Annotated in this window: 23 protein-coding genes; all 23 read right to left on the bottom strand. The window is 66.4% G+C overall.

From position 1 onward, the window contains the following. Positions 1 to 69: 69 nt before the first annotated feature. Positions 70 to 633 (bottom strand): elongation factor P, encoded by a 564-nt coding sequence (gene efp, locus HMPREF2826_RS06470; protein WP_070640344.1) that lies wholly within the window; start codon positions 631 to 633, stop codon positions 70 to 72. 148 nt (positions 634 to 781) lie between these two features. Next, positions 782 to 1,615 (bottom strand): metal ABC transporter permease, encoded by an 834-nt coding sequence (locus HMPREF2826_RS06465; protein WP_070640343.1) that lies wholly within the window; start codon positions 1,613 to 1,615, stop codon positions 782 to 784. Between the two features lies 1 nt (position 1,616). Continuing rightward, the gene (locus HMPREF2826_RS06460; protein WP_070640341.1) at positions 1,617 to 2,384 is read right to left on the bottom strand and encodes a metal ABC transporter ATP-binding protein; all 768 of its coding nucleotides are present in this window, start codon (positions 2,382 to 2,384) and stop codon (positions 1,617 to 1,619) included. Then, positions 2,381 to 3,364 carry a metal ABC transporter substrate-binding protein gene (locus HMPREF2826_RS06455; protein ID WP_083307316.1) on the bottom strand — a complete coding sequence of 328 codons (984 nt, stop codon included), beginning with the start codon at positions 3,362 to 3,364 and terminating at the stop codon, positions 2,381 to 2,383. Before HMPREF2826_RS06455 ends, HMPREF2826_RS06460 begins: the two co-directional genes overlap by 4 nt. Positions 3,365 to 3,582: 218 nt before the next feature. Next, positions 3,583 to 4,845 carry an FprA family A-type flavoprotein gene (locus tag HMPREF2826_RS06450; protein WP_058269975.1) on the bottom strand — a complete coding sequence of 421 codons (1,263 nt, stop codon included), beginning with the start codon at positions 4,843 to 4,845 and terminating at the stop codon, positions 3,583 to 3,585. Positions 4,846 to 4,911: 66 nt separating this feature from the next. Then, positions 4,912 to 7,125 carry an acyl-CoA dehydrogenase family protein gene (locus HMPREF2826_RS09755; protein WP_210388980.1) on the bottom strand — a complete coding sequence of 738 codons (2,214 nt, stop codon included), beginning with the start codon at positions 7,123 to 7,125 and terminating at the stop codon, positions 4,912 to 4,914. A 212-nt stretch (positions 7,126 to 7,337) separates the two neighbouring features. Further along, the gene (gene acrA / locus HMPREF2826_RS06440) at positions 7,338 to 8,435 is read right to left on the bottom strand and encodes an acryloyl-CoA reductase electron transfer subunit beta (RefSeq protein ID WP_070640339.1); all 1,098 of its coding nucleotides are present in this window, start codon (positions 8,433 to 8,435) and stop codon (positions 7,338 to 7,340) included. Positions 8,436 to 8,449: 14 nt separating this feature from the next. Further along, on the bottom strand, positions 8,450 to 9,244 hold the full coding sequence (locus HMPREF2826_RS06435; RefSeq protein ID WP_058269977.1) for an electron transfer flavoprotein subunit beta/FixA family protein: 795 nt from the start codon (positions 9,242 to 9,244) through the stop codon (positions 8,450 to 8,452). Between the two features lie 15 nt (positions 9,245 to 9,259). Beyond that, positions 9,260 to 10,429, bottom strand: coding sequence for an acyl-CoA dehydrogenase family protein (locus tag HMPREF2826_RS06430; protein WP_058269978.1), 1,170 nt, complete (start codon positions 10,427 to 10,429; stop codon positions 9,260 to 9,262). A 21-nt stretch (positions 10,430 to 10,450) separates the two neighbouring features. After that, positions 10,451 to 11,320, bottom strand: coding sequence for a 3-hydroxyacyl-CoA dehydrogenase family protein (locus tag HMPREF2826_RS06425; RefSeq protein ID WP_070640336.1), 870 nt, complete (start codon positions 11,318 to 11,320; stop codon positions 10,451 to 10,453). Positions 11,321 to 11,385: 65 nt separating this feature from the next. Further along, on the bottom strand, positions 11,386 to 12,171 hold the full coding sequence (locus tag HMPREF2826_RS06420; protein WP_070640333.1) for an enoyl-CoA hydratase-related protein: 786 nt from the start codon (positions 12,169 to 12,171) through the stop codon (positions 11,386 to 11,388). Positions 12,172 to 12,179: 8 nt separating this feature from the next. Then, positions 12,180 to 13,367 carry an acetyl-CoA C-acetyltransferase gene (locus tag HMPREF2826_RS06415; RefSeq protein ID WP_070640331.1) on the bottom strand — a complete coding sequence of 396 codons (1,188 nt, stop codon included), beginning with the start codon at positions 13,365 to 13,367 and terminating at the stop codon, positions 12,180 to 12,182. 70 nt (positions 13,368 to 13,437) lie between these two features. Beyond that, positions 13,438 to 14,784, bottom strand: coding sequence for a butyryl-CoA:acetate CoA-transferase (locus tag HMPREF2826_RS06410; protein WP_070641219.1), 1,347 nt, complete (start codon positions 14,782 to 14,784; stop codon positions 13,438 to 13,440). Positions 14,785 to 14,960: 176 nt separating this feature from the next. Further along, complete coding sequence (locus tag HMPREF2826_RS06405; protein WP_070640328.1) at positions 14,961 to 15,383, bottom strand: DUF956 family protein; 423 nt, start codon at positions 15,381 to 15,383, stop codon at positions 14,961 to 14,963. 145 nt (positions 15,384 to 15,528) lie between these two features. Next, the gene (locus HMPREF2826_RS06400; RefSeq protein ID WP_070640325.1) at positions 15,529 to 16,449 is read right to left on the bottom strand and encodes a PTS system mannose/fructose/sorbose family transporter subunit IID; all 921 of its coding nucleotides are present in this window, start codon (positions 16,447 to 16,449) and stop codon (positions 15,529 to 15,531) included. A 22-nt stretch (positions 16,450 to 16,471) separates the two neighbouring features. Continuing rightward, positions 16,472 to 17,284 carry a PTS mannose/fructose/sorbose transporter subunit IIC gene (locus HMPREF2826_RS06395; protein WP_070640322.1) on the bottom strand — a complete coding sequence of 271 codons (813 nt, stop codon included), beginning with the start codon at positions 17,282 to 17,284 and terminating at the stop codon, positions 16,472 to 16,474. An 18-nt stretch (positions 17,285 to 17,302) separates the two neighbouring features. After that, positions 17,303 to 18,295, bottom strand: coding sequence for a PTS sugar transporter subunit IIB (locus HMPREF2826_RS06390; RefSeq protein ID WP_058269985.1), 993 nt, complete (start codon positions 18,293 to 18,295; stop codon positions 17,303 to 17,305). A 228-nt stretch (positions 18,296 to 18,523) separates the two neighbouring features. After that, complete coding sequence (locus HMPREF2826_RS06385) at positions 18,524 to 19,645, bottom strand: M24 family metallopeptidase (RefSeq protein WP_070640319.1); 1,122 nt, start codon at positions 19,643 to 19,645, stop codon at positions 18,524 to 18,526. Between the two features lie 60 nt (positions 19,646 to 19,705). Continuing rightward, the gene (locus tag HMPREF2826_RS06380; RefSeq protein WP_070640316.1) at positions 19,706 to 20,815 is read right to left on the bottom strand and encodes a dehydroquinate synthase/iron-containing alcohol dehydrogenase family protein; all 1,110 of its coding nucleotides are present in this window, start codon (positions 20,813 to 20,815) and stop codon (positions 19,706 to 19,708) included. Next, on the bottom strand, positions 20,812 to 21,360 hold the full coding sequence (locus HMPREF2826_RS06375) for a shikimate kinase (RefSeq protein ID WP_070640313.1): 549 nt from the start codon (positions 21,358 to 21,360) through the stop codon (positions 20,812 to 20,814). Before HMPREF2826_RS06375 ends, HMPREF2826_RS06380 begins: the two co-directional genes overlap by 4 nt. Positions 21,361 to 21,446: 86 nt before the next feature. Beyond that, positions 21,447 to 21,950, bottom strand: a complete 504-nt coding sequence (locus HMPREF2826_RS06370; RefSeq protein WP_070640310.1) for a YqeG family HAD IIIA-type phosphatase — start codon at positions 21,948 to 21,950, stop codon at positions 21,447 to 21,449. Beyond that, entirely contained in the window at positions 21,947 to 23,176 is a 1,230-nt protein-coding gene (gene mltG, locus HMPREF2826_RS06365; RefSeq protein ID WP_083307315.1) for an endolytic transglycosylase MltG, read from the bottom strand. The genes HMPREF2826_RS06370 and mltG overlap by 4 nt, the downstream gene beginning before the upstream one ends. Further along, entirely contained in the window at positions 23,169 to 23,600 is a 432-nt protein-coding gene (gene ruvX / locus HMPREF2826_RS06360) for a Holliday junction resolvase RuvX (protein WP_070640307.1), read from the bottom strand. Before ruvX ends, mltG begins: the two co-directional genes overlap by 8 nt. Between the last annotated feature and the right edge of the window lie 3 nt (positions 23,601 to 23,603).

Genomic DNA, 23,603 nt, shown 5'->3' with positions numbered 1-23,603 from the left:
CCCCTAGGGCAGGGGACCCGCGTGCCGCCGCGGCACGCAGGTCCCGTCGTGAGTCATGGGCGAAGGACGCTAGACACGCGAGACGAACTTGCCGTCTCGGGTGTCCACCTTGATGCGCTCGCCCTGGTTGAGGTACATGGGAACCTGGATGGTGGCGCCGGTCTCGATGACGGCGGGCTTGGTGCCGCCTTGGACGGTGTCACCCTTGAAGCCCGGGTCGGTCTGCGTGATCTCCACCTCCACGAAGGTGGGGGGCTGGACGGCGTAGAGCACGTCGTTGGCGTATTGCAGCAGGCAGACGTCGTTCTCCTTGAGGAACTTCACGTTGTCGCCCACCAGGTCCTTCTCGACGGGAATCTGCTCAAAGGACTCCATGTCCATGAACCAGAAGGTGTCGCCGTCGCTGTAGAGGTACTGCATCTCGCGCGTCTGCATGTTGACGCTGTCAAACTTGGCGGACTGCTGGAAGTTCTCCTCGTTCACGCGGCCCGTGCGGATGTCACGATACTTGGTGCGCACGTAGGTGTTGCCCTTGCCCGGCTTGACGTGCTGGGCTTCGAGAATGACGCAGTCCTTGCCCTTGATGTTGACGCCGAGGCCCACCTTGAGGTCATTGATGCTGAGAGTTGCCACAAAAAGCTCGCTTTCTCGATGCGTCCAGCCCCGCGAAGGTCCAGACATCACTCAACGTTCGTCGCAAGTATACCGCCCCACCCCGCCGCTCGCACAAACGGGCGGGCGGCTCCACAGACAACGCAGGCCCCCAGGGGAGGCCTGCCCGTCATGCGGCCTGAGCGCTGGCCTGGCGAAGGGAGGCGTGGAGCTCGGCCAGGGCGAACTGCGCCCCCAGGGCGAGGCCGATCATACCTCCCGTGGAGGCGTTGAAGGCGATACTCGCCCCGATGCCCACCAGAACGGCCAACACGGCCACCAGGGGCGCGATCACCATCATGCGCCACAGGCTGTCCGTGATGAGACGCGCCGTGGCGCCCGGGGTCACGAGCAGGGCGACAGACAGGATGATGCCCACGGCCTGGAGCGAGATGACCACGGTCACGGCGAGGGCGACGAGCAGCAGCCTGCCGAGCCGGCGAGGCCGCAGGCCCAGGGCCTGGGCGTGGTCAGGATCAAATGCGAGGAGCGCCAGATCCCTCCTGCGGACCGCCACCCAGAGCAGGACGATCGCCCCCAGGACGAGCAGCTGCGCCTGATCCTGGGGCGTGACGCCCAAAAGATTCCCAAAGAGGATGTGGGTGAGGTTCACCTGGCTGGGCACCTTGGACACGAGCACGGTCCCCAGGGAGAAGAGCGTCGTGAAGACGATGCCCATGGAGGTGTCCGAGGAAAGAGCGCGCCCCTCCCCCACGCGCTCCATGAGGGCCACAGCCACCAGGGCAGCCGCCAGGGCGCCAAAAAGGTACGGCACCCCCAGCACATAGGAGAGGACCACGCCGGGGAGAACGGCGTGCGAGACGGCGTCGCCCATGAGCGACCAGCCCAGATGTATCACAAGGCAGCTGATGGTGCCACAGACGAGCGCGATGGCGATGCCCGCGACGAGGGCGCGCTGGATGAAGCCGAGGCTGAGGAGCTCCGCGATTCCCAGGGCCCCCATCTCAGGCCACCATCCCCGTGGCAAAGCGAGCGTCCACGCCGAAGGCGCGCTCGATGGCGGCGGGGCTGAGCGCCTGGCGCGCGGGCCCCTGGCAGATGACCGTCCTGTCCAGGAGCGCCGCCTCGTCGAAGGACGTTGCCGCCATCCGTAGGTCATGCACGGCGGCAAGAACGCACACGCCATCCTGCGCGAGCTCGCGCAGGAGCCCGGCGATCGTCGCCTCCGAGCGCTTGTCAACGCCGGCAAAGGGCTCGTCAAGAAGGAGGTGGCGCGCGCCCTGGGCGATGCCGCGCGCGACGAACATGCGCTTCGCCTGTCCTCCCGAGAGCTCGCCAACCTGACGTTGCCGCAGCTCCCAGAGGTCGCAACGCCTCAGGGCCTCCTCCACGGCGCGACGGTCGGCGTCTCGGGGGGTCCTCGTGAGGCCCATGAGGGCGTAGCGGCCCATCATGGCCACGTCCTCGACGCAGAGGGGAAAGCTCGCGCTTGTGGCGTCCCTCTGGGGGACGTACCCCACGAGTCCCCTCCCCAGGACGGCGTTTACGTCTCGCCCGTCGTAGCTGACCCGGCCCCTCTGGGGCGTCAGCTGGCCGACGAGCAGCTTGAAGAGGGTTGACTTTCCGGCTCCGTTTGCTCCGACGAGGGCGCAGAGGCTCCCCGGGGCAAGCTGGAGGCTCACCCCCCTGAGCGCCCACTCCCTCGATCCCGCATAGCGGTAGCTGACATCATCCACCCCTATGGCAGGGGCGCCACTCAGGACGTCGCTCATCTCGCGCCCCCTTTCGCGAGCCCCTCGATGATGACGTGGGCGTCGTGCCTCAAGAGCTCGAGATACGTGGGTACGGGGCCGTCCGCGGCGGAAAGTGAGTCCACGTAGAGCATGTGGTCGGCATCGGTCCAGAGCGTGGCGCCCGTCTCGTCCGCAACCTGTCGCATGGGCTTGGGGCTCACCGTTGACTCGCAGAAGACCGCGGGCACGGCGGCGGCTCGCACGCCGGCGACGACGGCCGCCACCTGCTGCGGCGTGCCCTCGTTCTCGGCGTTGACCGGCCAGAGGTACAGCTCCCTCAGGCCCGTGTCGCGGCAGAGATACGAGAACGCCCCCTCGCAGGTCACAAGGGTGCGCTGGCCCTCGGGAAGCTGGGAGAGGCCCTCCCTGAGCTCGTCCGACACGCCATCCAACTCGCGCTTGTACGCCTCGCCGTTTTTTCGGTACTCGTCGGCATGGGCACGATCGAGCTCGCAGAAGGCCGTGACGATGTTGTCGACGTATGTCTTCCCGTTGGCGGGAGACATCCACGCGTGGGGGTTGGCGTTGCCGGCGTACTCCCCCTCCGCGATCCTCATCGGCTCGACTCCGTCAGAGAGCGTGACGCGTCGCGCGTGTGAGTCGGTCATGAACCGCTCGAACCACCGCTCGAGGCCCAGTCCGTTGTCAAGCACGAGGTCGGCGTCCGCGGCGCGGGCGATGTCCTCGGGAGTGGGTTCGTAGTCGTGGATCTCGGCCCCCGGCCTGGTGATGGACTGGACGTCCAGGTGGTCGCCGGCTATGGTCTGCGCCATGTCCTGGATGACGGTGAACGTGGTCAGGACCTTGGGCTTGCGGTCGGCGCCCGCCGTGGGCCCCGAGGGGCAGGCGCTCAGGAGGCTGAGGGAAAGGACGACCCCCAGAAGCGCGAGAAGCGCGCCCGCGCAATGTCTTTTCAGGCGTTTGTAGGAAGGGAGGGCTTGGGTGGCTGGCAGTCGCATGACCGCTCCAATCTTGCTTGACTAAAGTTAGCCTTATTTAACTTTTAGGTGATTCTAATCCCCTCCCCTGAAAGTTTCAAGCCCTCCCGTCGCGCGCATCACGCCGTCCTGACCCCCCGGGGCCAGCACCGCGGACGACAGGCGCGGGCGCCCCGAGGGACGCCCGCGCCGCACTCATGCCAGGCCCGCCGCCCCGGACGCGGGGCGGCGCCGACCGTCTAGTGCTGCTTCTTCTCGAAACGCTTGGCGGGGTCGCAGGTGACCTCCTCCATGGAGTCGATGATGGCCTGCGCCATGTCATCGACGTCGCGCTTCTTGTCGCCGGAGAGCGAGGAGGCGATGGAGATGCGCTCGTTCATGACGGTCATGTCTTTCATCTCGTCCTCGAGGAACTCCTGCATGAGGTCGCCCGAGGTGATCGCCCACGAACCGTTCTCGATGATGGCGACGTGACGGTTCTGCATGTTGAGCATGCGCATCTCGTTGAGGAAGTTCTCCATGACGGGATAGATGTTGAGGTTGTAGGTCGGCGAGGCGAGCACCAGGTGCGAGTACTTGAAGACGTCGGCGATGAGGTAGGACACGTGCGTCTCGGAGATGTCGCAGACCTTGACGTTCGTGAAGCCCTTCTCGCAGATCGCGCTCGCGAGCGCCTGGGCGGCGGACTCGGTGTTGCCGTACATGGAGGCGTAGGCGATGAGGACGCCCTTCTCCTCCGGGGTGTAGCTCGACCAGTGGTTGAGCTTGTCGATGTAGGTCATGAGGTCGTCGTCGGCATGGTAGATGAGGCCGTGAAGCGGGCAGACGATCTTGATCTTGTCGAGGATCGTGGCGGCCTTGCCCAGAAGGAGCTGCACGTGAGGGCCGTACTTGCCGACGATGTTGCAGTGGTAGCGACGAATCTCGTCGAGGTTGTTGGCCTTCCAGTCCACGTCCGTGCTCCAGAGCTTGCCGTCGTTGGCGATGAAGCCGCCAAAGGCGTCCGCCGAGAACAGCACGCCCTCGGTGAGGTCGAAGGTGACCATGACCTCGGGCCAGTGGACCATGGGAGCCTCGACGAAGGTGACCGTGTGCTTGCCGAAGGAGAAGGTGTCACCCTCCTTGACCTGGATCTGCTCGTGCGCATCGACGTCAAAGCCAAACTGGTGCATGAGCATGAAGCACTTTTCGGAGGAGATGACCTTGACGTTGGGATACCGGCTGAGGATGAGGCCGGTCGAGGCGGCGTGGTCGGGCTCGAGGTGGTTGACGACCAGGTAGTCAAGGTCCCTGCCGTCGAGCACGTGCTCGAGGTTGGACATCATCTGACGACCCTGGCCCCACTCGATGGTGTCGAACATGGCCGTCTTCTCGTCGAGAAGGACGTAGCAGTTGTAGGAGACGCCCTGCGGGATGGGGTGAATGTTCTCGAACAGGTGCGTCCTGTGGTCATTTGCGCCGATCCAATAAATGTCATCGGTGACGTTGCGTACGCAGTACATGTCTCTCCTTTCGTCGCGGGCCCAAGCCGGTCGCCCGGGCCCGCCAGGCATTGTCGGATACGAGCGCTACAGTCCGAGATGCGTCCTATCGACGAAGTTGTCCTTGGGCTCCGCGCACTCGGGGCAGACCCAGTCGGAGGGCAGCTCGCTGAACAGCGTGCCCGGGACGATCTCGGCCTCGGCGTCGCCAAGCTCGGGCACGTACTCGTAGCCGCAGCCGGAGCAGACCATGGTGGGTCCGATGGGATCGGGCTTGGGCATGTGCGGCCGCTTGATCTTGACCATCTCGCCGGCCGGCTGCTTCTCCTCGGTGCCGAACGCCTTGGTGAGCAGCGGCAGGACCTCGTTCACGTCGCCCACGATGCCGTAGTCGCAGTTCTTGAAGATGGGCGCGCCGGCGTTCATGTTGATGGCGACGATCGTTGAGGCGTCCTTGATGCCCTTGAGGTGCTGCTTGGCGCCGGAGATGCCGCAGGCCACGTAGAGGTTGCCCTTGAACTTCTGGCCCGACATGCCCACATAGCGGTTGAGGGGGACGTACTTGAGGGTCTCGGCCACGGGACGGGAGGAGCCGATGGCGGCGCCGGCGGCCTGGGCGAGGTCCTCGATGAGCTTCATGTTCTCTTTGTCGCCAATGCCCTTGCCGGCCGAGACGACGCGCTCGGCGTCGACGATCGGAGTGTCGGCGGGGATGCCGACGCTGAAGTCATAGCCGTCGGCCTTCAGCGCCGCGACGACGGCGTCGACGTTGGCCTGCTGGTCGGCGTCGTTGAAGATCTTGAGCTTGCGCGGGCCGGTGGCGGGCATGACAGGACCAAAGAGCGCCTTGGCGGCCTTCTTGCCGGTCTCCTTCTTCTTGCCGAGACGGCCCAGCTCGTAGGAGGCAATGACGATGCGCTGTACCTCGTTGGTGCCCTCGTAGATCGTCGTGATCTTGGCGTCACGGTAGGCGCGCTCGACCTCCATGCCCTTGATGAAGCCGCTGCCGCCATGAATCTGGAGGGCGTCGTTGACGACCTCGAGGGCGATGTCAGAGGCGTAGAGCTTGGCCATGGCGGCCTCGCGCCCGTAGCGGGGCACGTGGTTCTGCTTGCACTCGGCCGCGGAATAGACGAGGAAGCGCGCGGCGCGAATCTTGGTGGCCATGTCGGCGAGCTTGAACGAGATGCCCTGGTTCGTGCCGATGGGGCTGTTGAACTGGATGCGCTCGCGGGCGTAGGCGAGAGCCTTCTCATAGGCGCCCTGGGCGATGCCGAGCGCCTGCGCGGCGATGCCGATGCGGCCGCCGTCGAGGGTCGCCATGGCGATCTTGAAGCCCTTGCCCTCCTCGCCCAGGAGGTTCTCCTTGGGGACCTTCACGTTGTTGAAGATGAGCTCGGCGGTCGAGGAGGAGCGAATGCCCATCTTGTCATAGTGCTCGCCGAAGGTGAAGCCGTCCCAGCCCTTCTCGACGATGAACGCGGAGATGCCATGGTTGCCCAGCTCGGGCGCCGTGGAGGCGAAAACGACGTAGGTGTCGGCCTTGGGGGCGTTGGTGATGAAGATCTTGGATCCGTTGAGCAGCCAGTGGTCACCCTTGTCAACGGCGGTCGTCTGGGTGCCCGAGGCGTCGGAGCCGGCGTTCTCCTCGGTGAGGCCGAAGGCGCCGATGTGCTCGCCGGTGCAGAGGGGCACGAGATACTTCCTCTTCTGCTCCTCGTTGCCGAACTCGGCGATCGGGAAGGTGCCCAGCGACGTGTGGGCGGAGAGGATGACGCCGGCACCGCCGTCGACGCGGGAGAGCTCCTCGACGGCGATGGCATAGCTCAGCACGTCAAGGCCGGCGCCGCTGTACTCCTTGGGATACGGGATGCCCATCCAGCCATGGCTCCCGTAGCCCTTGACCGCCTCGGTCGGGAACTCGTTCTGCTGGTCGAGCTGGAACGCGATGGGCGCAATCTCGCTCTCGGCAAATGCCCTGACCTCTGCACGAAGCTTTTCGTGGGCCTCCGTGGTCTGATACAACATGCCAAACTCCTCCTTCGTCTCTTTCTGACTTGCGTTCTGCACGGGCGTCGGCGCGGGCGCGGCAGGCTCCTCGACCCGCTGGGGTGCGTCCTCAGCGGCGAACGCGGCCGCCTCTGCCTTGAGGTGCGCGGGCGCCTTTGCGATGTCCTCGCCCTCGTGGGCCGCAGGCGCGGGCTCACGGTCGGGCTCGACGGGCTTCACGGGACGCGCTGCGCCCTTGTCTGAGGGAGGTGCGCTCTTCTTCTGCTTCTTGCTGGACCAAAACCCGGTCATAGGCCTCACCATCACTCTCTCTCCTGGCTGCTGGCAACGGGGCTCCCCCGCTCTCCACACACATATGTTATATTTCATGTCGCATTTGAGAGATTCAAGCTTGCGGTAAGTGAGGGCTATTGAGACGTGAGCGGCACCCGCCAGACGCCATGTCTGACGGGTGCCGCAATACCGGCGTCGGGCCCTGCCCGACGCCTCGGGACGAATAACGCCTACAGGCCCTGGGCCCGCATGACGCCGATCTGCTTGATGAGCTCGGGAACGATCTTGAACAGGTCGCCCGCGATGCCCAGGTCGGCGATCTCGAAGATGGGGGCGTCGGGGTTCGAGTTGATCGACACGATGTAGGCGGAGTCCTGCATGCCGGCGACGTGCTGGATGGCGCCGGAGATGCCGAGCGTCACGTACAGCTGCGGGCGGACGGTGCGACCCGTCTGCCCCACCTGATGCGCCGCGTCGATCCAGCCCGCGTCAACGACGGCGCGCGAGGCGCCCACGACGCCGCCGAGCGTGTCGGCGAGTTCCTTGGCGAGCTTGAGGCCGCCCTCGACGTCCCTGGAGATGCCGCGGCCCACCGAGACGACCACGTCGGCGCCCGTGAGGTCGACGAGCTCCTTGGCCGCCTTCTCCACGCTGACGACCTTCGTGTGCAGGTCGGCCTCGGAGAGCTCGAAGTCCTCGAGCTCCAGCTTGACGGCGTCTGCCTTGGCCTGGTCAAAGGCCGCCCTCTTCATGACGCCCGGGCGGACCGTCGCCATCTGGGGGCGGAAGCGCGGGCAGACGATGGTCGCCATGAGGTGTCCGCCAAAGGCGGGGCGCGTCATCTTGAGGTTCTTGTCCTCGTAGTCGAACTTCTGCCTCGAGAGGTCGATCGTGGACGACGTGCGCAGGAACTCGACGTACTTCTCGGTGTCGATGTCCAGGTGGGTCGTGTCTGCGGTGAGGCCGGTGTGCAGGCGAGCCGCGCAGCGCGGCGCGAGATCGCGACCGATGGTCGTGGCCCCGATGAGCACCACGCTGGGCTTGTACTCGTTGACCTTGTCACACAGGACCTTCGTGTAGGCGTCCGTCGTGTAGGTGGCGAGCAGCGGCCCCTCGCAGACCTTCACGACGTCGGCGCCGTAGCCGCCAAGCTCCTTGGCGACCTTGCTGACGCCCGTGCCGCCCAGGAGCAGGGCGACCACGTCCTGCCCGAGGTCGTCGGCGAGCTTGCGGGCCTCGCTCACGAGCTCGAAGTTGGTGGGCATGAGCTTGCCCCCGCGCTGCTCGCAGAACACCCAGACGCCCTTGTACTCAGCATAGTCAGTCATGTCCCCCTCCTCCCTTAGATGAGGTGCTTGGCGGCAAGGCGAGCCGCAAGCTGTTCGGCGACGTCCACGCCCTCGAGCATCGTGCCCGCGCCCTTCTGGGGAGGCGTGAAGCTCTTCCAGACGTTGGTCGGGCTGCCCTTGAGGCCGATGGTGTCCAGCTCGATGAGCGGGTCGTCCTTGAGGGTCTCGAAGTTGAAGACCTCGAGCGGCTTGTCGTAGGCGCACCAGATGTCGGGAATGTTCATGTACCGAGGCTCGTTGAGCTCCTTGATGCAGGTCAGCAGGCAGGGAGTCTCAACCTCGATGACCATGAAGCCGTCCTCGAGCTGGCGCTTGAGCGTGAGCTTGTCGCCGTCCTTCTGGATGTCGGTGACATAGGAGACCTGCGGGATGCCCAGCTTCTCGGCGATCTGGGGACCAACCTGAGCCGTGTCGCCGTCGATGGCCTGGCGGCCGCAGAAGACCACGTCACCCTTCTCGACGCCAATCTTGTTGACGCCGGCGGCGATGATCTGGCTCGTCGCAAAGGTGTCCGAGCCGCCGAACTCGCGGGCGGAGATTAGCACGGCACGGTCGGCGCCGCGGGCCAGAAGCTCGCGCAGCATGCCCTCGGCCGGCGGGGGCCCCATGGAAACGACGACGACCTCGCAGCCGGTCTCGTCCTTGAGCTTGAGGGCCGCCTCGAGGGCGTTGAGGTCGTCGGGGTTGGTGATGGCCGCCATGGAGGCGCGGTCGAGCTGACCGTTCTCCTTGACGGCGACGTTGCCGGAGGTGTCCGGCACCTGCTTGACGCAAACAATCGCTTTCATCGTGTGTGTGCCCTCCTATCGAAGCAGCGCGCCGGCGATGACCATCATCTGGACCTCACTGGTGCCCTCGTAGATCTCGGTGATCTTGGCGTCGCGCATCATGCGCTCGATCGGGTAGTCGCGGGTGTAGCCATAGCCGCCGTAGAGCTGCAGGCAGCGACGGGTGACGTCGGAGGCCGTTCGAGCGGCGATGAGCTTTGCCTCCGCCGCCTCGACGCTGTAGCGGCCCTTGCCGCCGTCGAGGACCTCCTGCTTCTTGAGGGCGGCGTTGTACACCAGGAGCTTGGCGGCGTCCGTGCGCGCCTTCATCTCGGCGAGCTCAAACTGGGTGTTCTGGAAGGCGGCGATGGAGCGGCCGAACTGCTTGCGCTCCTTGACGTAGGCGACGGTCTCGTCGATGGCGCCCTCGGCGATGCCCAGGGCCTGGGCGGCGATGCCGATGCGGCCGCCGTCCAGGGTAGCCATGGCCAGCTGGAAGCCGCGGCCCTTGGCGCCCAGGAGGTTCTCCTTGGGGACGATGCAGTCCTGCATGATGAGCTCGCAGGTGGAGGAGCCGCGAATGCCCATCTTCTCCTCGGGCTTGCCGACGGAGAATCCCGGGAAGTCGCGCTCCACGATGAAGGCGGAGATCTCCTTCTGCTTGCGGCCCCGCTTGTTGGTGTACTCGCCCGTCACGGCGATGATGATGAACAGGTCGGCGTAGCCCGCGTTGGTGATGAAGATCTTGGTGCCGTTGAGGACCCAGTGGTCGCCGTCGAGGACGGCATGGGTCTGCTGGCCCTGCGCGTCGGTGCCGGCGCCGGGCTCGGTCAGGCCGAAGGCGCCGAGCCACTCGCCGCTGCAGAGCTTGGGCAGGTACTTCCGCTTCTGTTCCTCGGTGCCGCTCTCAAAGATCGGCGCGGCGCACAGGCTCGTGTGCGCGGACAGGATGACGCCCGTGGTGGCGCACTTCTTGGAGAGCTCCTCGATGGCCATGACGTAGGTGAGGACGTCAGCGCCCGCGCCGCCGTACTCCTTGGGAAAGTAGATGCCCATCATGCCGAGCTTGGCCATGAGCCTGACGTTGTCCTGCGGGAAGATCTCCTCGGCGTCGACGTCCTTGGCGAGGGGCTTGACCTTCTCCTCAGCAAGCTGCTCGAACATGCTTCGAGCCATCGCCTGCTCTTTGCTCAGAGTGAAGTCCATGGAATGTTCCTCCCCTTGTACTTAGAGCTGGTCGATGGGGGTCTTGGTGCGGTCGGCGTTGTAGGCGTAGAAGCCATGGCCGCTCTTGACGCCCAGGTTGCCGCCGCGGACCATCTTGCGCAGCAGGGGGCAGGCGCGGTACTTGGGGTCACCGGTCTCGTCATACAGCACGTCCATGATGGCGAGGCAGATGTCCAGGCCGATGAAGTCGCCCAGCTCGAGCGGGCCCATGGGATGGTTGGCGCCGAGCTTCATGGCGGTGTCGATGCCCTCGATGTCCGAGACGCCCTCCATCTTGATGAAGGCGGCCTCGTTGATCAGCGGGATGAGAATGCGGTTGACGACGAAGCCGGCGGCCTCGTTGACCTGCACCGGCGTCTTGCCGATGGCCTTGGAGAACTCGACGATCCTGTCAACGGTCTTCTGCGGGGTGTTGACGCCGGCGATGACCTCGATGAGCTTCATACGGTCGGCGGGGTTGAAGAAGTGCATGCCAATGAGGGGGCGGCTGAGGCCGTTGCCGATCTCGGTGATGGAGAGGCTGGAGGTGTTGGAGGCGAAGACGGCCTCGGGCTTGCAGATGTCGTCCAGCTGGGCGAAGGTGTCCTTCTTGACCTTCATGTCCTCGAAGGCGGCCTCGACGATGAGGTCGCAGTCGGCGCAGAGGTCCTCCTTGAGGCCGGCCGTGATGGACGCCAGGCGCTTGTCGACCTCGGCCTGGTCGAGCTTGCCCTTCTGGACGAGACGGTCATAGCCCTTGGCGATCTTGTCCTTGCCCCCGTCAGCCCACTCCTGCTTGATGTCGCAGAGCGCGACCTCCCACCCGGACTGCGCGAACGCCTTCGCTATGCCCTGGCCCATGGTGCCGGCGCCGATGATGCCAACCTTCATACGTACCCCTTTCCTAAGGTGCCCGGTCGGCATCGGTGCCGACCGGGCCACACGAATGACTGTCGCTAGTTGTTGGTGAAGACGGCCTTTGGCTTGGGCTTGTCGCGGCTCAAAAAGCACGTCATGCCCTCCCTCTGGTCGTGCGTCTCGAAGCAGTCGCCAAAGAGGCGCTCCTCGACCGCGACCGCCTCCGCGATGGGCAGGCTGATGCCGCGGTTCATGGCCTCCTTGCAGTGGCGCACCGCGATGGGGGCGTTGCGGGCGATCCTGCCTGCCAGCTTGAGGGCGGCGGCCATGAGCTCCTCCTGCGGATAGACCGCGTTCACGAGCCCGATGCGCAGCGCCTCGTCCGCCGGTATGTTGAGGGCGGAGTAGACGAGCTGCTTGGCCATGCCCATGCCCACGAGGCGCGCGAGGCGCTGCGTGCCGCCGAAGCCGGGCGTGATGCCCAGCCCCACCTCGGGCTGTCCGAAGAGGGCGTTCTCGGAGGCCAGGCGGATGTCGCAGCTCATGGCCAGCTCGTTGCCGCCGCCCAGCGCGAATCCGTTGACGGCCGCGATGGTGGGCACCGGGAAGTCCTCGATCATGAGGAAGACGTCGTTGCCCAGCTTGCCGAAGGCCTCGCCCTCGGCCTTGGTCATCGTCGACATGGCGGCGATGTCGGCGCCGGCGACGAAGCTCCTCTCGCCCGCGCCCGTCAGGACGACGCAACGCACGACGTCCTGATCGATGGCGTCGAAGGCGGCCTTGAGGTCGGCGAGGACGTCGGGGTTGAGGGCGTTGAGGGCCTTGGGGCGGTCGATCGTGACGACCGCCACGGCATCGTGCAGCTCGCAGGTGACGAAGCTCACGCGATCACCTACATCTCGACGACGGTGGCGCAGCCCATACCGCCGCCGATGCACAGCGTGGCCAGGCCCTTGTGGGCGCCGCGATGCTTCATGGCATAGAGCAGCGTGACGAGGATGCGCGCGCCAGAGGCCCCCACGGGGTGGCCGATGGCAATGGCGCCGCCGTTGACGTTGGTCTTCTCGATGTCGAGGCCGAGGTCATGGACGACGGCGAGCGACTGGGCGGCGAACGCCTCGTTGGCCTCGACGAGGTCGATGTCCTTGACCTCCAGGCCGGCCTTCGCGAGGGCCTTGCGGCTCGCGGGGATGGGGCCCGTGCCCATGATCTTGGGGTCAACGCCGGCAAGCGCGCCGGAGACGAAGGTCGCGAGCGGGGTGACGCCCAGCTCCTTGGCCTTGTCCTCGCTCATGATGACGAGCGCGGCGGCGCCGTCGTTGATGGCGGAGGAGTTGCCGGCCGTCACGATGCCGTCGGGCTTGAAGGCGGGGCGCAGCTTGCCCAGAAGCTCCATGGAGGTCTCGCGCGGACCCTCGTCCGTGTCAAAGACGACCTCCTTCTTGCGCATCTTGACGGTGACGGGGACGATCTCGTCCTTGAAGGCGCCGTCGGCGATGGCGGCGAGGGCACGCTGCTGGCTCCTGAGGGCAAACTCGTCAAGCTGCTCGCGGGTGATGCCCCACTGCTCGGCCACGTTCTCGGCCGTGATGCCCATGTGGTAGTCGTTGAACGCGTCCCACAGGGCGTCGTTGACCATGGTGTCCACGAGCTCGGACTTGCCCATGGGGTAGCCCATGCGGTAGCCGTAGCGCCCCTTCATCATCGCGAAGGGGGCCATGTCCATGTTCTCGGTGCCGCCCGCGATGACGACGTCGGCCTCGCCGGCCATGATCTTCTCGGCGGCGGCGTTGACGGCGTAGAGGCCGGAGCCGCAGACGACGTTGAGGGTCACGGCAGGGGTCTCGATGGGCAGGCCGGCGTCAAGGGAGGCCTGGCGGGCGACGTTCTGGCCCTGGCCGGCCTGGATGACGCAACCGAGGTACACATGCTCGACGTCCGTCGGCTTGATGCCCGCGCGGCTGATGGCCTCCTTGATGACCGTGGCACCGAGCGTGCGCGGGGGCACGGACGAAAGCGTGCCGCCGAACTTGCCCACGGCGGTGCGGCATGCACTTGCGATTACGACCTTCTTGCTCATGTGACTGACCTCCCTGACGTATACCTGCCTATGCTGCAAAGCGGTGGTGCACCTGCCTAGAACACTGGTCTTAGACCCGGTTGGACCTGCGCCAGATATTCATCTTCTGGGCCTGGGCGATGAGGCCGTCGCGGAAGTCGGGATGGGCGATGGAGATGAGCGCCTCGGCACGCTGCCAGCCGGAGAGCCCCTTGAGGTTGACGCAGCCGAACTCCGTCACGACGTACATGGCGTTGGCGCGCGTGTCGGTGACGATCGAGCCGGCTGCGAGCGTCGGACGAATGCGGCTCGCCACCTCGCCGGTCTTCTTGTTCACGAAGGTCGAGCTGAGGCAGATGAAGCTCTTGCCGCCCTTGGCGTGATAGGCGCCCATGACGAAGTCGAGCTGGCCGCCGGCGCCCGAGATGGCCTTGGTACCCGCGCTCTCGGCGTTGATCTGGCCAAAGAGGTCGATGTCAACCGCGTTGTTGATGGAGACGAAGTTGTCGAGCTGCGCCACGGTGCGAATGTCGTTGACGTAGTCGACCGGCGCCGCCACACACTCGGGGTTGTCGTCGATGAAGTCATAGAGCTTCTGCGTGCCCGCCGCGAAGGAGTAGACCTGCCTGCCGCGGTCGATTGCCTTGCGGTTGCCCGTGATCTTGCCGGCGAGCGAGAGGTCCACGAAGGCGTCGACGTACATCTCGGTGTGAACGCCCAGGTTGGTAAGGTCGCTCTGGGCGATGCCCGCGCCGATGGTGGTGGGCATGGTGCCGATGCCCAGCTGCAGGCAGGCGCCGTCGGGAATCATGGGCACGACGATGTCCGTCACGGCGCGGTCAACGTCCGTGGACGCGCCGCCGCCGCCCAGAAGGTCGATGCCGGGGTTGTCGCCCTCGATGATCATGTCCACGCGCGTGACGTTGATGAAGGTCTCGGGCCCCCCGAAGGCGCGGGGCATGTTCTTGTTGACCTCCACGATGATGACGTCCGCCTTGTCGAACACGGCGTTGATGTGGCTGGCGCAGAGCCCGTAGCCAAAGTTGCCGTAGGCGTCCATTGGCGCGACCTGGACGCAGACCACGTTGACGCGCTCGGCCATGTCGCGATAGTAGCGCGGGAGCTCGGAGTAGCGGATGGGCGCATAGAAGCCGAAGCCCTTGGTGCAGGCGCGACGCTCGAACCCGCCCATGTGCCAGCTGTTCCAGGTGAAGTGCTCCTCGGGGGCGTCGATCTTGAAGATGGCGGGCTCGTGGGCCAGCACGCCGCCGCGCACGTTGACGTCCGTGAGCTCGCCCATGCGCGCGGCGAGGGCCTCGTCAAACGCGACGGGCGTGATGGAGCTCCACCCATAGTCAACCCAGTCGCCGCTCTTGACGACGGCTGCCGCGTCTGCGGCCGAAACGAGCTTGGAGTTGTACATGTCTGAAAAGTCCACAATGATCACGCTCCCCGAACTCATGATACCAATACCGGTATTACCTTGACAATTGTCAAAACAACAATTAAAGCAAAAAGTTATGCCATAATTGCAACTTAACTTATATCATTTACCGGACGATGCGTTCGCGTCGCGTTCCCAGAAGGCGCCCCGCGCCGAGTGAGCGGCGGCCGTCACCTGGCCGAGCGGGGCAGGTTCCTCAGCAGGCCCCTCAGAAGGGTCCCCACGGAGCTTCGCAGGCTCGTCTCGCGCACGAGCGCGTCGTCCCCCACGTAGGGACGCATGGCCCTGAGCACCCGCTTGTTGTCGCGCGTGGAGAAGGCGAGGGAGCCGTCGCGCCTCGTGTGCACGGTGAAGCGCGGAAGATACCTGCCCTTGAGCATGACGGGCGCCGAGACGCGCGTGACCTCCCCCCAGGGAATCTGGACGTAGTCCTGCTCGTTCGCGTCGGACTGGTACTCGATGCCGTGCGACCCCAGGCTGATCGTGCCATACGACCCCAACCCAAGATAGGACTGCGCCTTGATGGTGAGGTCGACGTTCTCGTCTAGCGGGCGTGGGCGTGCGGGGCGCGCGCCTCTCGACCATGATGTCATGCGCTAAGACTCCCCTCGATGCTCCACGAGAGGCGTGGCGGCGCCTCTCGCTAGGCGGGGCACCCCGCACGTCACCGTATGACGAGACGCGGGATGCCCCCGTAGCCGTTTTACGTTTCTCGGGACAGGTTGGCTGCGACGCGGCCTACATGAACCCGAGGAGACGCCCGACGACGCCGAACGCGAAGAGCGCCAGGATGATCGTGATGGGCGAGACGTTCTTCTTGAGCAGCCAGCAGCAGAGCAGCGTCAGGCCGACGGCCGCGAGTCCGGGAATGAGCTGGTCGAGGTTCTGCTGGAGCGTGGTCACCTTGTTGGCGTCAAGGCCGTTGGCGCCCAGGGCGGCATACTGCGTGAGCGCGGCCTTGATGCCCTCGGCCCCCGCAGGCAGGCTCGCCCAGTCGATGTAGGCGCCCTCCTGCTGCGGGATCGTGGCGACGACCGGCGTGAACGAGATGGACACCCAGCGCTCGACGAGCGCACCGATGATGAACATGCCGAGGATGGAGGCTCCCTCGGTGACCTGGCCCAGCATGCCGCCGGAGAGGTCCTGCGAGATGGACGAGCCGGCGCGGTAGCCAAACTCCTGCGTGTACCACTCGAAGGCGAGGCGGATGACGTTCCAGGCGACGAAGAACAGGATGGGGCCGAGAATGGAGCCGCCGAGCGCCAAAGATGCGCCGAGCGCGCCGAGGATGGGGCGCACGGTGAACCAGAACACGGGGTCGCCCACGCCGGCCAGCGGACCCATCATGCCGATCTTGACGCCCTGGATCGTGACGTCATCGACGGGCTCGCCGTTGGCGCGCCCCTCCTCGAGGGCGAGGGTGACGCCCATGACCGGGGACGAGACGTACGGATGGGTGTTGTAGAACTCGAGGTGACGCCTCAGGGCGGCCTTCTGGTCCTCCTCGCTCGCGTACAGCTTCTTGATCGCGGGGATGATCGAATAGCACCAGCCGCCGTTCTGCATGCGCTCGTAGTTCCAGGAGCCCTGCAGGAACTGGTGACGCCACCAGACGCTCAGCCGGTCGTTCTTTGAGAGCTCGATCTTTTCGTTTGCCATGTTATTCACGCTCCCTTACGGCCTAGTAGTTGTTGAGGATGTCGCCGAGCGGGTCGCCGGACCCGCCGCTGCCGCCACCCTGCTTGGCGAGGTTCTTGAGGGCGAGGTAGATAAGGGCGAGGCAGACGCCGATGGCGCCCAGGGCGATAAGCGTGAGCGAATTGATGGCCGCGAGGACGAAGCCGAGGACGAAGAACGGCCAGACCTCCTTGGACGCCATCATGTTGATGACCATGGCGTAGCCGACGGCCGCGACCATGCCGCCGCCCACGGCCATGCCGCCGGCGAGCCAGGAGGGCATGGCGTTGAGCGCGGACGTGACGGCCTCGGCGGGGATGAAGCACAGGGCGGCCGCGGGAATGGCGATGCGCAGGCCCTGCATGACGATGCCGGCCACCTGCCACCGCTCGATGGCGGCGGCGTCGTTGGTCTCGGCGGCGGCGTCCATGGCGTGAACCATGCCGGTCGCCAGCGTGCGGCAGATCATCGTGAGGAAGAGTCCGGCGACTGACAGGGGGATGGCCAGCGCGATGGACGTAGTGATGGCGCTGGACGCGTCGGCCGTGCCGCCGGAGAGGGCCAGGACCATGATGATCGTGGACGCCACGGACGCGAGGGCCGCGTCAGGGGCGACGGCGGCGCCGATGTTGGCCCAGCCGAGGGCGATCATCTGAAGCGAGCCTCCCAGGGCGATGCCCTCTGCGGGGTGACCGGTGACGATGCCGATGAGCGTGCAGGCGACGAGGGGCTGATGGAACTGCCACTGGTCGAGAATGCCCTCCATGCCCGCAAGGAATGCGACGATGATGACAAGTACGAGTGAGATTGGCGACATTGCTACCTCCTTCTGTGGTTACTTGGAAGCCAGCTCGTTCTTTGCCTTCTTGAGCATGGCGTCGAAGTTCTCGGGCGCGTCGGCCGGCACCTTGCGGACGTCGAACTCGACGCCCTTGGCCTTGATCGCCTCGAGCGTCTTGACGTCGTCCTCGCCCATGGCGACGGCGTTGCTCACGACGACCTTGCCGGCGGAGTGGGCCATGGAGCCGAGGTTGACCTTCTTGACGTCGACGCCGCCCTCGATGGCACGAAGCAGGTCCTGGGGCGTCTCAAACAGGAGCATGGCCTTGGTGGCGCCAAAGCGCGGGTCCTTGGAGACCTCGATGATCTTGGAGACGGGCACGACGTGAGCCTTGACTCCCGGAGGCGCCGCCTGCTCGATCATGGACTTGCGCAGCTCGTCGCGCGCGACGGCGTCGGAGCAGACGATGATGCGGTCGGGGCCGGTCATCTTGGTCCAGGTGGTGGCAACCTGACCGTGGAGCAGGCGCGTGTCAATGCGGCAGAGCACGATCTTGATGTGCCCGTCTCCCAGGACCGTCCCCTCGGGGATGGTGCCGACGGGGGCGGCTGCGGGCGCGGGGGCACCCGTCGCGGGGGCGGGGACGAGGCTCTCGGGCTTGGCCTTGATGCCGCCGATGGCCTCGGCGTAGACCTCCCTGGCGACCTCAGAGGCCGTCTGCTTGTCCATGCGGGCGCCATACGCGGCGACCAGCATGGGAAGGTTGAGACCCGTGAGCGCCACCCAGTCGTCGTGCCCCTCCTCCTCGAGGATGCGCGACACCTGGTTGAAGGGCGTGCCCCCCCACAGGTCAACCAGGAACAGCACGTGTTCCGGGTCGGAGAACGACGTGGCAGCGTCAAGCAGCTTCGTGTGCAGGTCCTCGGGGCCGATGTCGGGCGTGAGCACGACAGCGGACACGTCGTCCTGCGCGCCAAAGATCATCTGTCCGGACTCCTTGATGCCTTCGGAGAGAGACCCATGGCTAGCTAAGACAATTCCGACCATCCAACTTCCTCCTTTACTCCTTGCTTCTCTTGCCGACAGAAACGATGCGAGGCCCGAGGCACGGCGCGAGGCGCACGTGCCCCAGGAGGCTTCACGAGGAGGAATTATAGAGTAAATCGGTAAGAACTGTGGTCTTTTTTGGAAGACACCCGTTTACGTGTGTTTATATACCATCTGTCAGTTTGCGCCCGAGAACTCGTCTTCGTATGATAGGGAGCTTTAAGGTTGCTAGCCCACAATCACGAGGTCGTGCGTGGACGCCGTGAAGGCATGGTAGCCGTCGTGACGCATGACGCCAAAGTCCTCAAGACGCACGCCAAACTGCCCGGGCAGGTAGATGCCCGGCTCGATGGTCACCACCGACCCCTCGGGCACCGGCTTGTCCCAGCTTCTGCCAAAGTTGGGCTGCTCGTGAATCTGAAGCCCCACCCCATGTCCCAGGCCGTGTTTGAAATAGTCGCCATAGCCCGCCTCGCTGATGACCTCCACGGCGCGCCGATGGACGTCGCTGCCAAGGCAGCCCGGGCGCGCCTCGCGGGCGCAGGTCTCGTGGGCGCGACGCACCACGTCGTAGACCTCGCGCTGCAGGGCTCCGCACGCGCCCACGCAGACCGTCCTCGTCATGTCCGAATGATAGTCGCCGAGCGCCGCGCCATAGTCCATGACCACCATGTCGCCCTTCTGGATGACGTAGGCGCTGGGACGGGCGTGGGGGTTGGCGCCGTTGGCGCCCGCCGCGACGATCGTCTCGAACGAGAGGGCGTCCGCGCCGTGGGAGAGCATGAAGGACTCCAGCTCGGCGCGAACCGCAAGCTCGGTCATGCCGGCCTTGATGTGGCCGCAGATGTGCTCGAAGGCCGCGTCCGTGATGGCCTGGGCCTCCCTCATGCGCGCGATCTCCTCCTCGTCCTTGACCATGCGCAGGGCCATGATGTCCTCGTGCAGGCGCGGAAGCAGGCAGGCGACGCCCAGCTCCGCGCAGCAGGCCTGCAGGGCGTCCACGAACGACACGCTCACGCTGTCCTCGACGGCCACGACGCGGGCGCGGGCCTGAAGGATGCGTCGGGCGGCCCACCGGGGAGCCTCCTCGCCGTCCATGTCGATTGACCAGGGGCCGTCGGCGCCCATCCGCTCCCTGAGGCCGTTGAAGTAGCGCGAGTCGGTATGCAGCCAGAGACCGTCGGGCGTGACGAGGGCGACGTGGGCCACCTCGTCGTCAAAGCAGCGCTCCGCGCCCGTCAGCCAGCGCAGGTCGGGGTTGTTGCGCAGGACGACGGCGTCATAGCCGCGCTCCCCCATGAGGCCGCGGAGCTTGGCAAGGCGACGTTCGAGCGTAATGGTACTGGTCATGGGTCTCTGATCCTTCCTTCTTGCGTTGACATGTGCGCGAGCGCGCCGCAGGCCCGACGCTCAGGCGTGCCGAGAGGCGCAGAACGCCTCGACGTGCTCCCTGAGGAGCTCGCGGGTGACGTTTGACATCCTCACGCGCCCGAGGCTCCTGGGGAGCGCGAGCTGCATGCGATTGGACCTTGCGAGGCACCCCCCTATCAGGCGCTCGAGCAGCGCGGCGGCGTCAAGGGACTGTCCGAGGCACGACAGCCCCAGGCGTTCGAGCAGCTCGTCTTGGGCCAGGACGTCGTCCACCGAGAGCTCCCCCTGCGCCGCGCTCAGCCGCGCCGAGAAGCGCATCCCCTCGGCGAGCAGCGTCCCCTCGGCGGCGTCGCACATCCCCCGCAGCGCCTCGGCCAGCTCCGTGCCGTAGCGCAGCGACTGGCGCGTGACGATGGCCGTCGAGGACATGAGCCTGCCCCTCGTCTTGAGGGCGTCGGCCACCTGCTCCTCGAGGACGGCGGCGCCCTGCTCACCCGTCATCTGGAGGCTGGCGTCCCAGAGCCTCGAAAAGCTCTGCTCGGAGTCGGCGACGGCCGAGGCCACCATGAGCGCAAGGGCCGAGCGCGTGGCGTCGGCGGCAAGGTCATGGTCCAGATGGTCAAAGTCGACGATGAGGATGCGACACCAGGGCGCGCCCCGCAACGCCTGCCGCCGCTCGCCCACGTCGATGCCGCGCGGCGTGACGGCGCATTCGATGGCGCAGCTGAGGTCGTCGGCCACGACGGCGAGCGGCGTCCCCGCGCACCAGACGCCCGCCACGGCGGAGGCGAGCGAGGCGAGGTCGGTGCCCCCCACGACGACGACCAGGTCGTCGGAGGTGATGCCGTTGGCGGCGAGGGCGCGCGCGAGGCTCTCGTATCCCTCCAGGCTGCGCGTCCGTCGGCCGGCGCCCGGCACGTGGGCCCGCACGTCGAAGCCGGCGGAGCTGAGCTCGCGGCGCGTGAGCTCGACCAGCTCGCCGTCATCGTCCTCGCAGCTCAGAAGCAGCGCGCGGCGGGGTTTGCCCACGGCGGTCCTGAAGATCGCCGCGCCCTCGCCGAGGGCGCCGTGACCGATGCGCGCGTCGCAGGCGCCGCCGGGCGAGGCGACCCACTGACGCATGACGCTCGGCCTCACATCGTCGCTCATAGCAGACCCTCCTCCCAGAGCAGCTCGGCGGCGCCTGCGCAGACCTGCTCGAACGTCTTGTCATGGATGTCAAGGACCAGGTCGGCCTCTCGCTGGTAGAGCGGCCGACGCTTGCGATAGAGCTTGACGGCGTCGCGCTCGCTCACGAAATCCGGCCTCAGCTCGGGATGACGGATCTGCCTCAGCGAGTCCTGGAACGACCCGTCAAGGTAGACGACGGTGCCCATCCGATGCATCAGTCCGCAGGCCTCGTCGCCCTCGACGATGCCTCCGCCGCAGCTCACCAGCAGCGACTTGCGCCGGGCCAGGGCCCTCAGGGCGTCCGCCTCGCCGTGGCGAAAGCTCTCCTGGCCGTCCTCGGCGAAGATGTCGCAAACGCTCTTGCCCCGGGCCCGCTCCACGAGGCGGTCGGTGTCGACGAACTCCCTCTTGAAGAGGGCCCCGAGGTTGCGGGCGAGGGTGGACTTGCCCGCGCCCAGAAAGCCGATGAAGAAGATGTGGTCGCAGCCCGCATGGACCACGTAGCCTGGTTCCTGTCGTTGCATGTGCTCCCTCATGCTCGCATGTGTTCGAGAGCGATTCTAGCATCGAGCGCGGCGAGGGATGGACGGGGACACGGCGCCGGCGCAGCTCACTCCCCCTCAAAGTCCCTGTCGCCGATGACGTGCCGCTCAAGGCGACGGAGCACCTTCGTGTACCAGAGGTCCTCGGCGGACTGGGGCCGCACCAGGATGGTGCGGACGCCGGCGAGGTGGCCGGCGAGCACGTCGGTGTAGACCTGGTCGCCCACGAGCACCGCCTGCTCCCGCGTGGCGCCCATGAGCGCGAGCGCGCGCCAGACGGCGAAGGGAAGGGGCTTCATGGCGTGGTGCACCACCTGCGTGCCCAGCTCGCGGGCGCTGCGCTCGACGGCGGCCGAGTGAATGTTGTTCGACACCATGCACGCGCTCAGGCCCGCGGTCCTCACCCGGTCAAACCAGGCGACGACCTTTGGGGGCGCCGTGGTCGCGTCGCGCGGCACGCAGGTATTGTCACGGTCGAAGAGGACGCACGAGACGCCCGACTTCACGAGCCCATCGACGTCGATGAGGTCGATGGACGAGACGTAGCGCCAGGCCGTGAGCGCGCCCGTCACGAGTCGGCCCCCTCGCCGCCCGTCGCGGCGGCGATGGCCTTTTGGTGCTGCTCGTACGTCTCTGAGAAGACGTGCTCGCTGTCGGTGATCCAAAAGTAGAGGTAGTTGGTGTCATCGGGGTTCAGGGCGGCCTTGATCGAGGCGAGGCTGGGCGCGCAGATGGGGGTCGGGGGAAAGCCGGGGTGCAGGTAGGTGTTGTAGGGGCTCTCGCGCTTGAGCACCTCCGCCGTCACCGGACCGTCCGTCACGTACCCCATGGTGGCGTCGCTCTGCAGGTACATGCCCTGCCTGAGCCGGTTGTACATGACCGAGGCGATCTTGGTCCGGTCATCGTCGGTGAGCGCCTCCCTCTCGATGATGGAGGCGAGCCTGATCACGTCATAGTCGCTCACCGTGACGCCGTAGCGAGCCGCAAGCTGTGACTCGGCCGCGGCAAAGTCCAGTGACCCCACCTCGCTGGCGTACTGATCGAGCATGGCGCGAATCACGCTGTCGGCCGTCGGAGTCGTTCCGCCAAAGTCGTAGGTCTTGGGATAGAGGTAGCCTTCGAGCGAGTCATCTTGGGCAGACGAGAGGAACGGGTAGTCGGACGCGTAACGCGACGCCTTCGCCTGCGCGAGGAAGTCGTCCGCCGGGATGCCCAGGGAGGCCTGGACGACCTCGGCCGTCTTGCGCACCGTGAGGCCCTCGGCGATGGCGAGCCGCTTGGCCGTCGAGTTGGGCCCCTGTACGAGCTGGGCCACGATGGAGGCGACGTCGGCGCCGGCGACAAGGTCATAGTCGCCGCTCTTCATGGTGGTGCCGGCGTTCTGGTCGCTCACGGCCCGCTTGAACGAGACCTCGTCCGCGATGACGCCGGCGTCGCAAAGGATCCTGGCGATGTCGGCGGTCGAGGCCCCCGACGGGATGGTCACGCTGACCGTCTGACCGGCGTTTTGCAGGCCCGTGGGCTGCGGGGGGCCTTGCAGGACGTGACGGGCGCCAATCAGGACGCCGGCGCCGACGACGAGCAGGAGCAGCAGCGTCACCACGGGCGCCAGCCGGGAGCCGCGCCGCCGGGAGGCACCGTCATGGGGACGACGCCCCTGCGTCCGCCCGACGCGGCGCGCAGGCCCCGCAGGCCTCGTCGTGCCGGCGGCGGCGCCGACGTCGATGCGCCTTGCCGGGCCCGCACCGCCGGGACGGGCGGCGTGCCTTCCGGAGCGTCGTCCTTGCGCGTCAGCCATCTCGTCCACCCTCCGTGCCGTTGGCGTCAATCCAAGTTTGCAGTATCAGCGAAGCGGCGACCATGTCAACGCGACCACGCATGGCGCGCTCGCTGAGGCCCTGTCGCCTCAGGATACGCTTGGCCTCGGCGGAGCTCAGCCTCTCGTCCTCAAACTCCAGGGGAAGAGCGCAGGAGGCGGCGATGTCGCGGGCCTGCGCCATGACGCGGAGCGCCTGCGGGCCCTCCTCGCCCGAAAGGGTCAGGGGGCGCCCGCAGACGAGCACCTCGGGCTCATAGTCATCGAGGACGCGCCTGAAGCTCACGGCGTGCGAGAGGACCTCGCGGGCCGGCAGCACCTTCACGGGAACGGCAACGGCACCCGAGGCGTCCGTCGCCGCGATGCCGATGCGCACCTCGCCGATGTCGAGCGCGAGGGCCCTCATGCC

Origin of the sequence: Olsenella sp. HMSC062G07 (genome assembly GCF_001811895.1) — a bacterium.
GTDB classification, from domain to species: domain Bacteria; phylum Actinomycetota; class Coriobacteriia; order Coriobacteriales; family Atopobiaceae; genus Olsenella_F; species Olsenella_F massiliensis.
The sequence above is the reverse complement of the archived record's forward strand: the minus strand, read 5'-3'. Positions and strand labels throughout refer to the sequence as shown.

What these genes read in the sequence shown, in the direction of transcription:
- HMPREF2826_RS06425 (WP_070640336.1), bottom strand. Translation starts at nt 11,320, where the DNA reads ATGAAGGTTGGCATCATCGGCGCCGGCACCATGGGCCAGGGCATAGCG.
- HMPREF2826_RS06385 (WP_070640319.1), bottom strand. Translation starts at nt 19,645, where the DNA reads ATGACCAGTACCATTACGCTCGAACGTCGCCTTGCCAAGCTCCGCGGC.
- HMPREF2826_RS06375 (WP_070640313.1), bottom strand. Translation starts at nt 21,360, where the DNA reads ATGCAACGACAGGAACCAGGCTACGTGGTCCATGCGGGCTGCGACCAC.
- HMPREF2826_RS06450 (WP_058269975.1), bottom strand. Translation starts at nt 4,845, where the DNA reads ATGTACTGCGTACGCAACGTCACCGATGACATTTATTGGATCGGCGCA.
- HMPREF2826_RS06405 (WP_070640328.1), bottom strand. Translation starts at nt 15,383, where the DNA reads ATGACATCATGGTCGAGAGGCGCGCGCCCCGCACGCCCACGCCCGCTA.
- HMPREF2826_RS06390 (WP_058269985.1), bottom strand. Translation starts at nt 18,295, where the DNA reads ATGGTCGGAATTGTCTTAGCTAGCCATGGGTCTCTCTCCGAAGGCATC.
- HMPREF2826_RS06395 (WP_070640322.1), bottom strand. Translation starts at nt 17,284, where the DNA reads ATGTCGCCAATCTCACTCGTACTTGTCATCATCGTCGCATTCCTTGCG.
- mltG (WP_083307315.1), bottom strand. Translation starts at nt 23,176, where the DNA reads ATGGCTGACGCGCAAGGACGACGCTCCGGAAGGCACGCCGCCCGTCCC.
- HMPREF2826_RS06430 (WP_058269978.1), bottom strand. Translation starts at nt 10,429, where the DNA reads ATGGACTTCACTCTGAGCAAAGAGCAGGCGATGGCTCGAAGCATGTTC.
- HMPREF2826_RS06460 (WP_070640341.1), bottom strand. Translation starts at nt 2,384, where the DNA reads ATGAGCGACGTCCTGAGTGGCGCCCCTGCCATAGGGGTGGATGATGTC.
- ruvX (WP_070640307.1), bottom strand. Translation starts at nt 23,600, where the DNA reads ATGAGGGCCCTCGCGCTCGACATCGGCGAGGTGCGCATCGGCATCGCG.
- HMPREF2826_RS06380 (WP_070640316.1), bottom strand. Translation starts at nt 20,815, where the DNA reads ATGAGCGACGATGTGAGGCCGAGCGTCATGCGTCAGTGGGTCGCCTCG.
- HMPREF2826_RS06400 (WP_070640325.1), bottom strand. Translation starts at nt 16,449, where the DNA reads ATGGCAAACGAAAAGATCGAGCTCTCAAAGAACGACCGGCTGAGCGTC.
- acrA (WP_070640339.1), bottom strand. Translation starts at nt 8,435, where the DNA reads ATGACTGACTATGCTGAGTACAAGGGCGTCTGGGTGTTCTGCGAGCAG.
- HMPREF2826_RS09755 (WP_210388980.1), bottom strand. Translation starts at nt 7,125, where the DNA reads ATGACCGGGTTTTGGTCCAGCAAGAAGCAGAAGAAGAGCGCACCTCCC.
- HMPREF2826_RS06435 (WP_058269977.1), bottom strand. Translation starts at nt 9,244, where the DNA reads ATGAAAGCGATTGTTTGCGTCAAGCAGGTGCCGGACACCTCCGGCAAC.
- HMPREF2826_RS06455 (WP_083307316.1), bottom strand. Translation starts at nt 3,364, where the DNA reads ATGCGACTGCCAGCCACCCAAGCCCTCCCTTCCTACAAACGCCTGAAA.
- HMPREF2826_RS06415 (WP_070640331.1), bottom strand. Translation starts at nt 13,367, where the DNA reads ATGAGCAAGAAGGTCGTAATCGCAAGTGCATGCCGCACCGCCGTGGGC.
- HMPREF2826_RS06465 (WP_070640343.1), bottom strand. Translation starts at nt 1,615, where the DNA reads ATGGGGGCCCTGGGAATCGCGGAGCTCCTCAGCCTCGGCTTCATCCAG.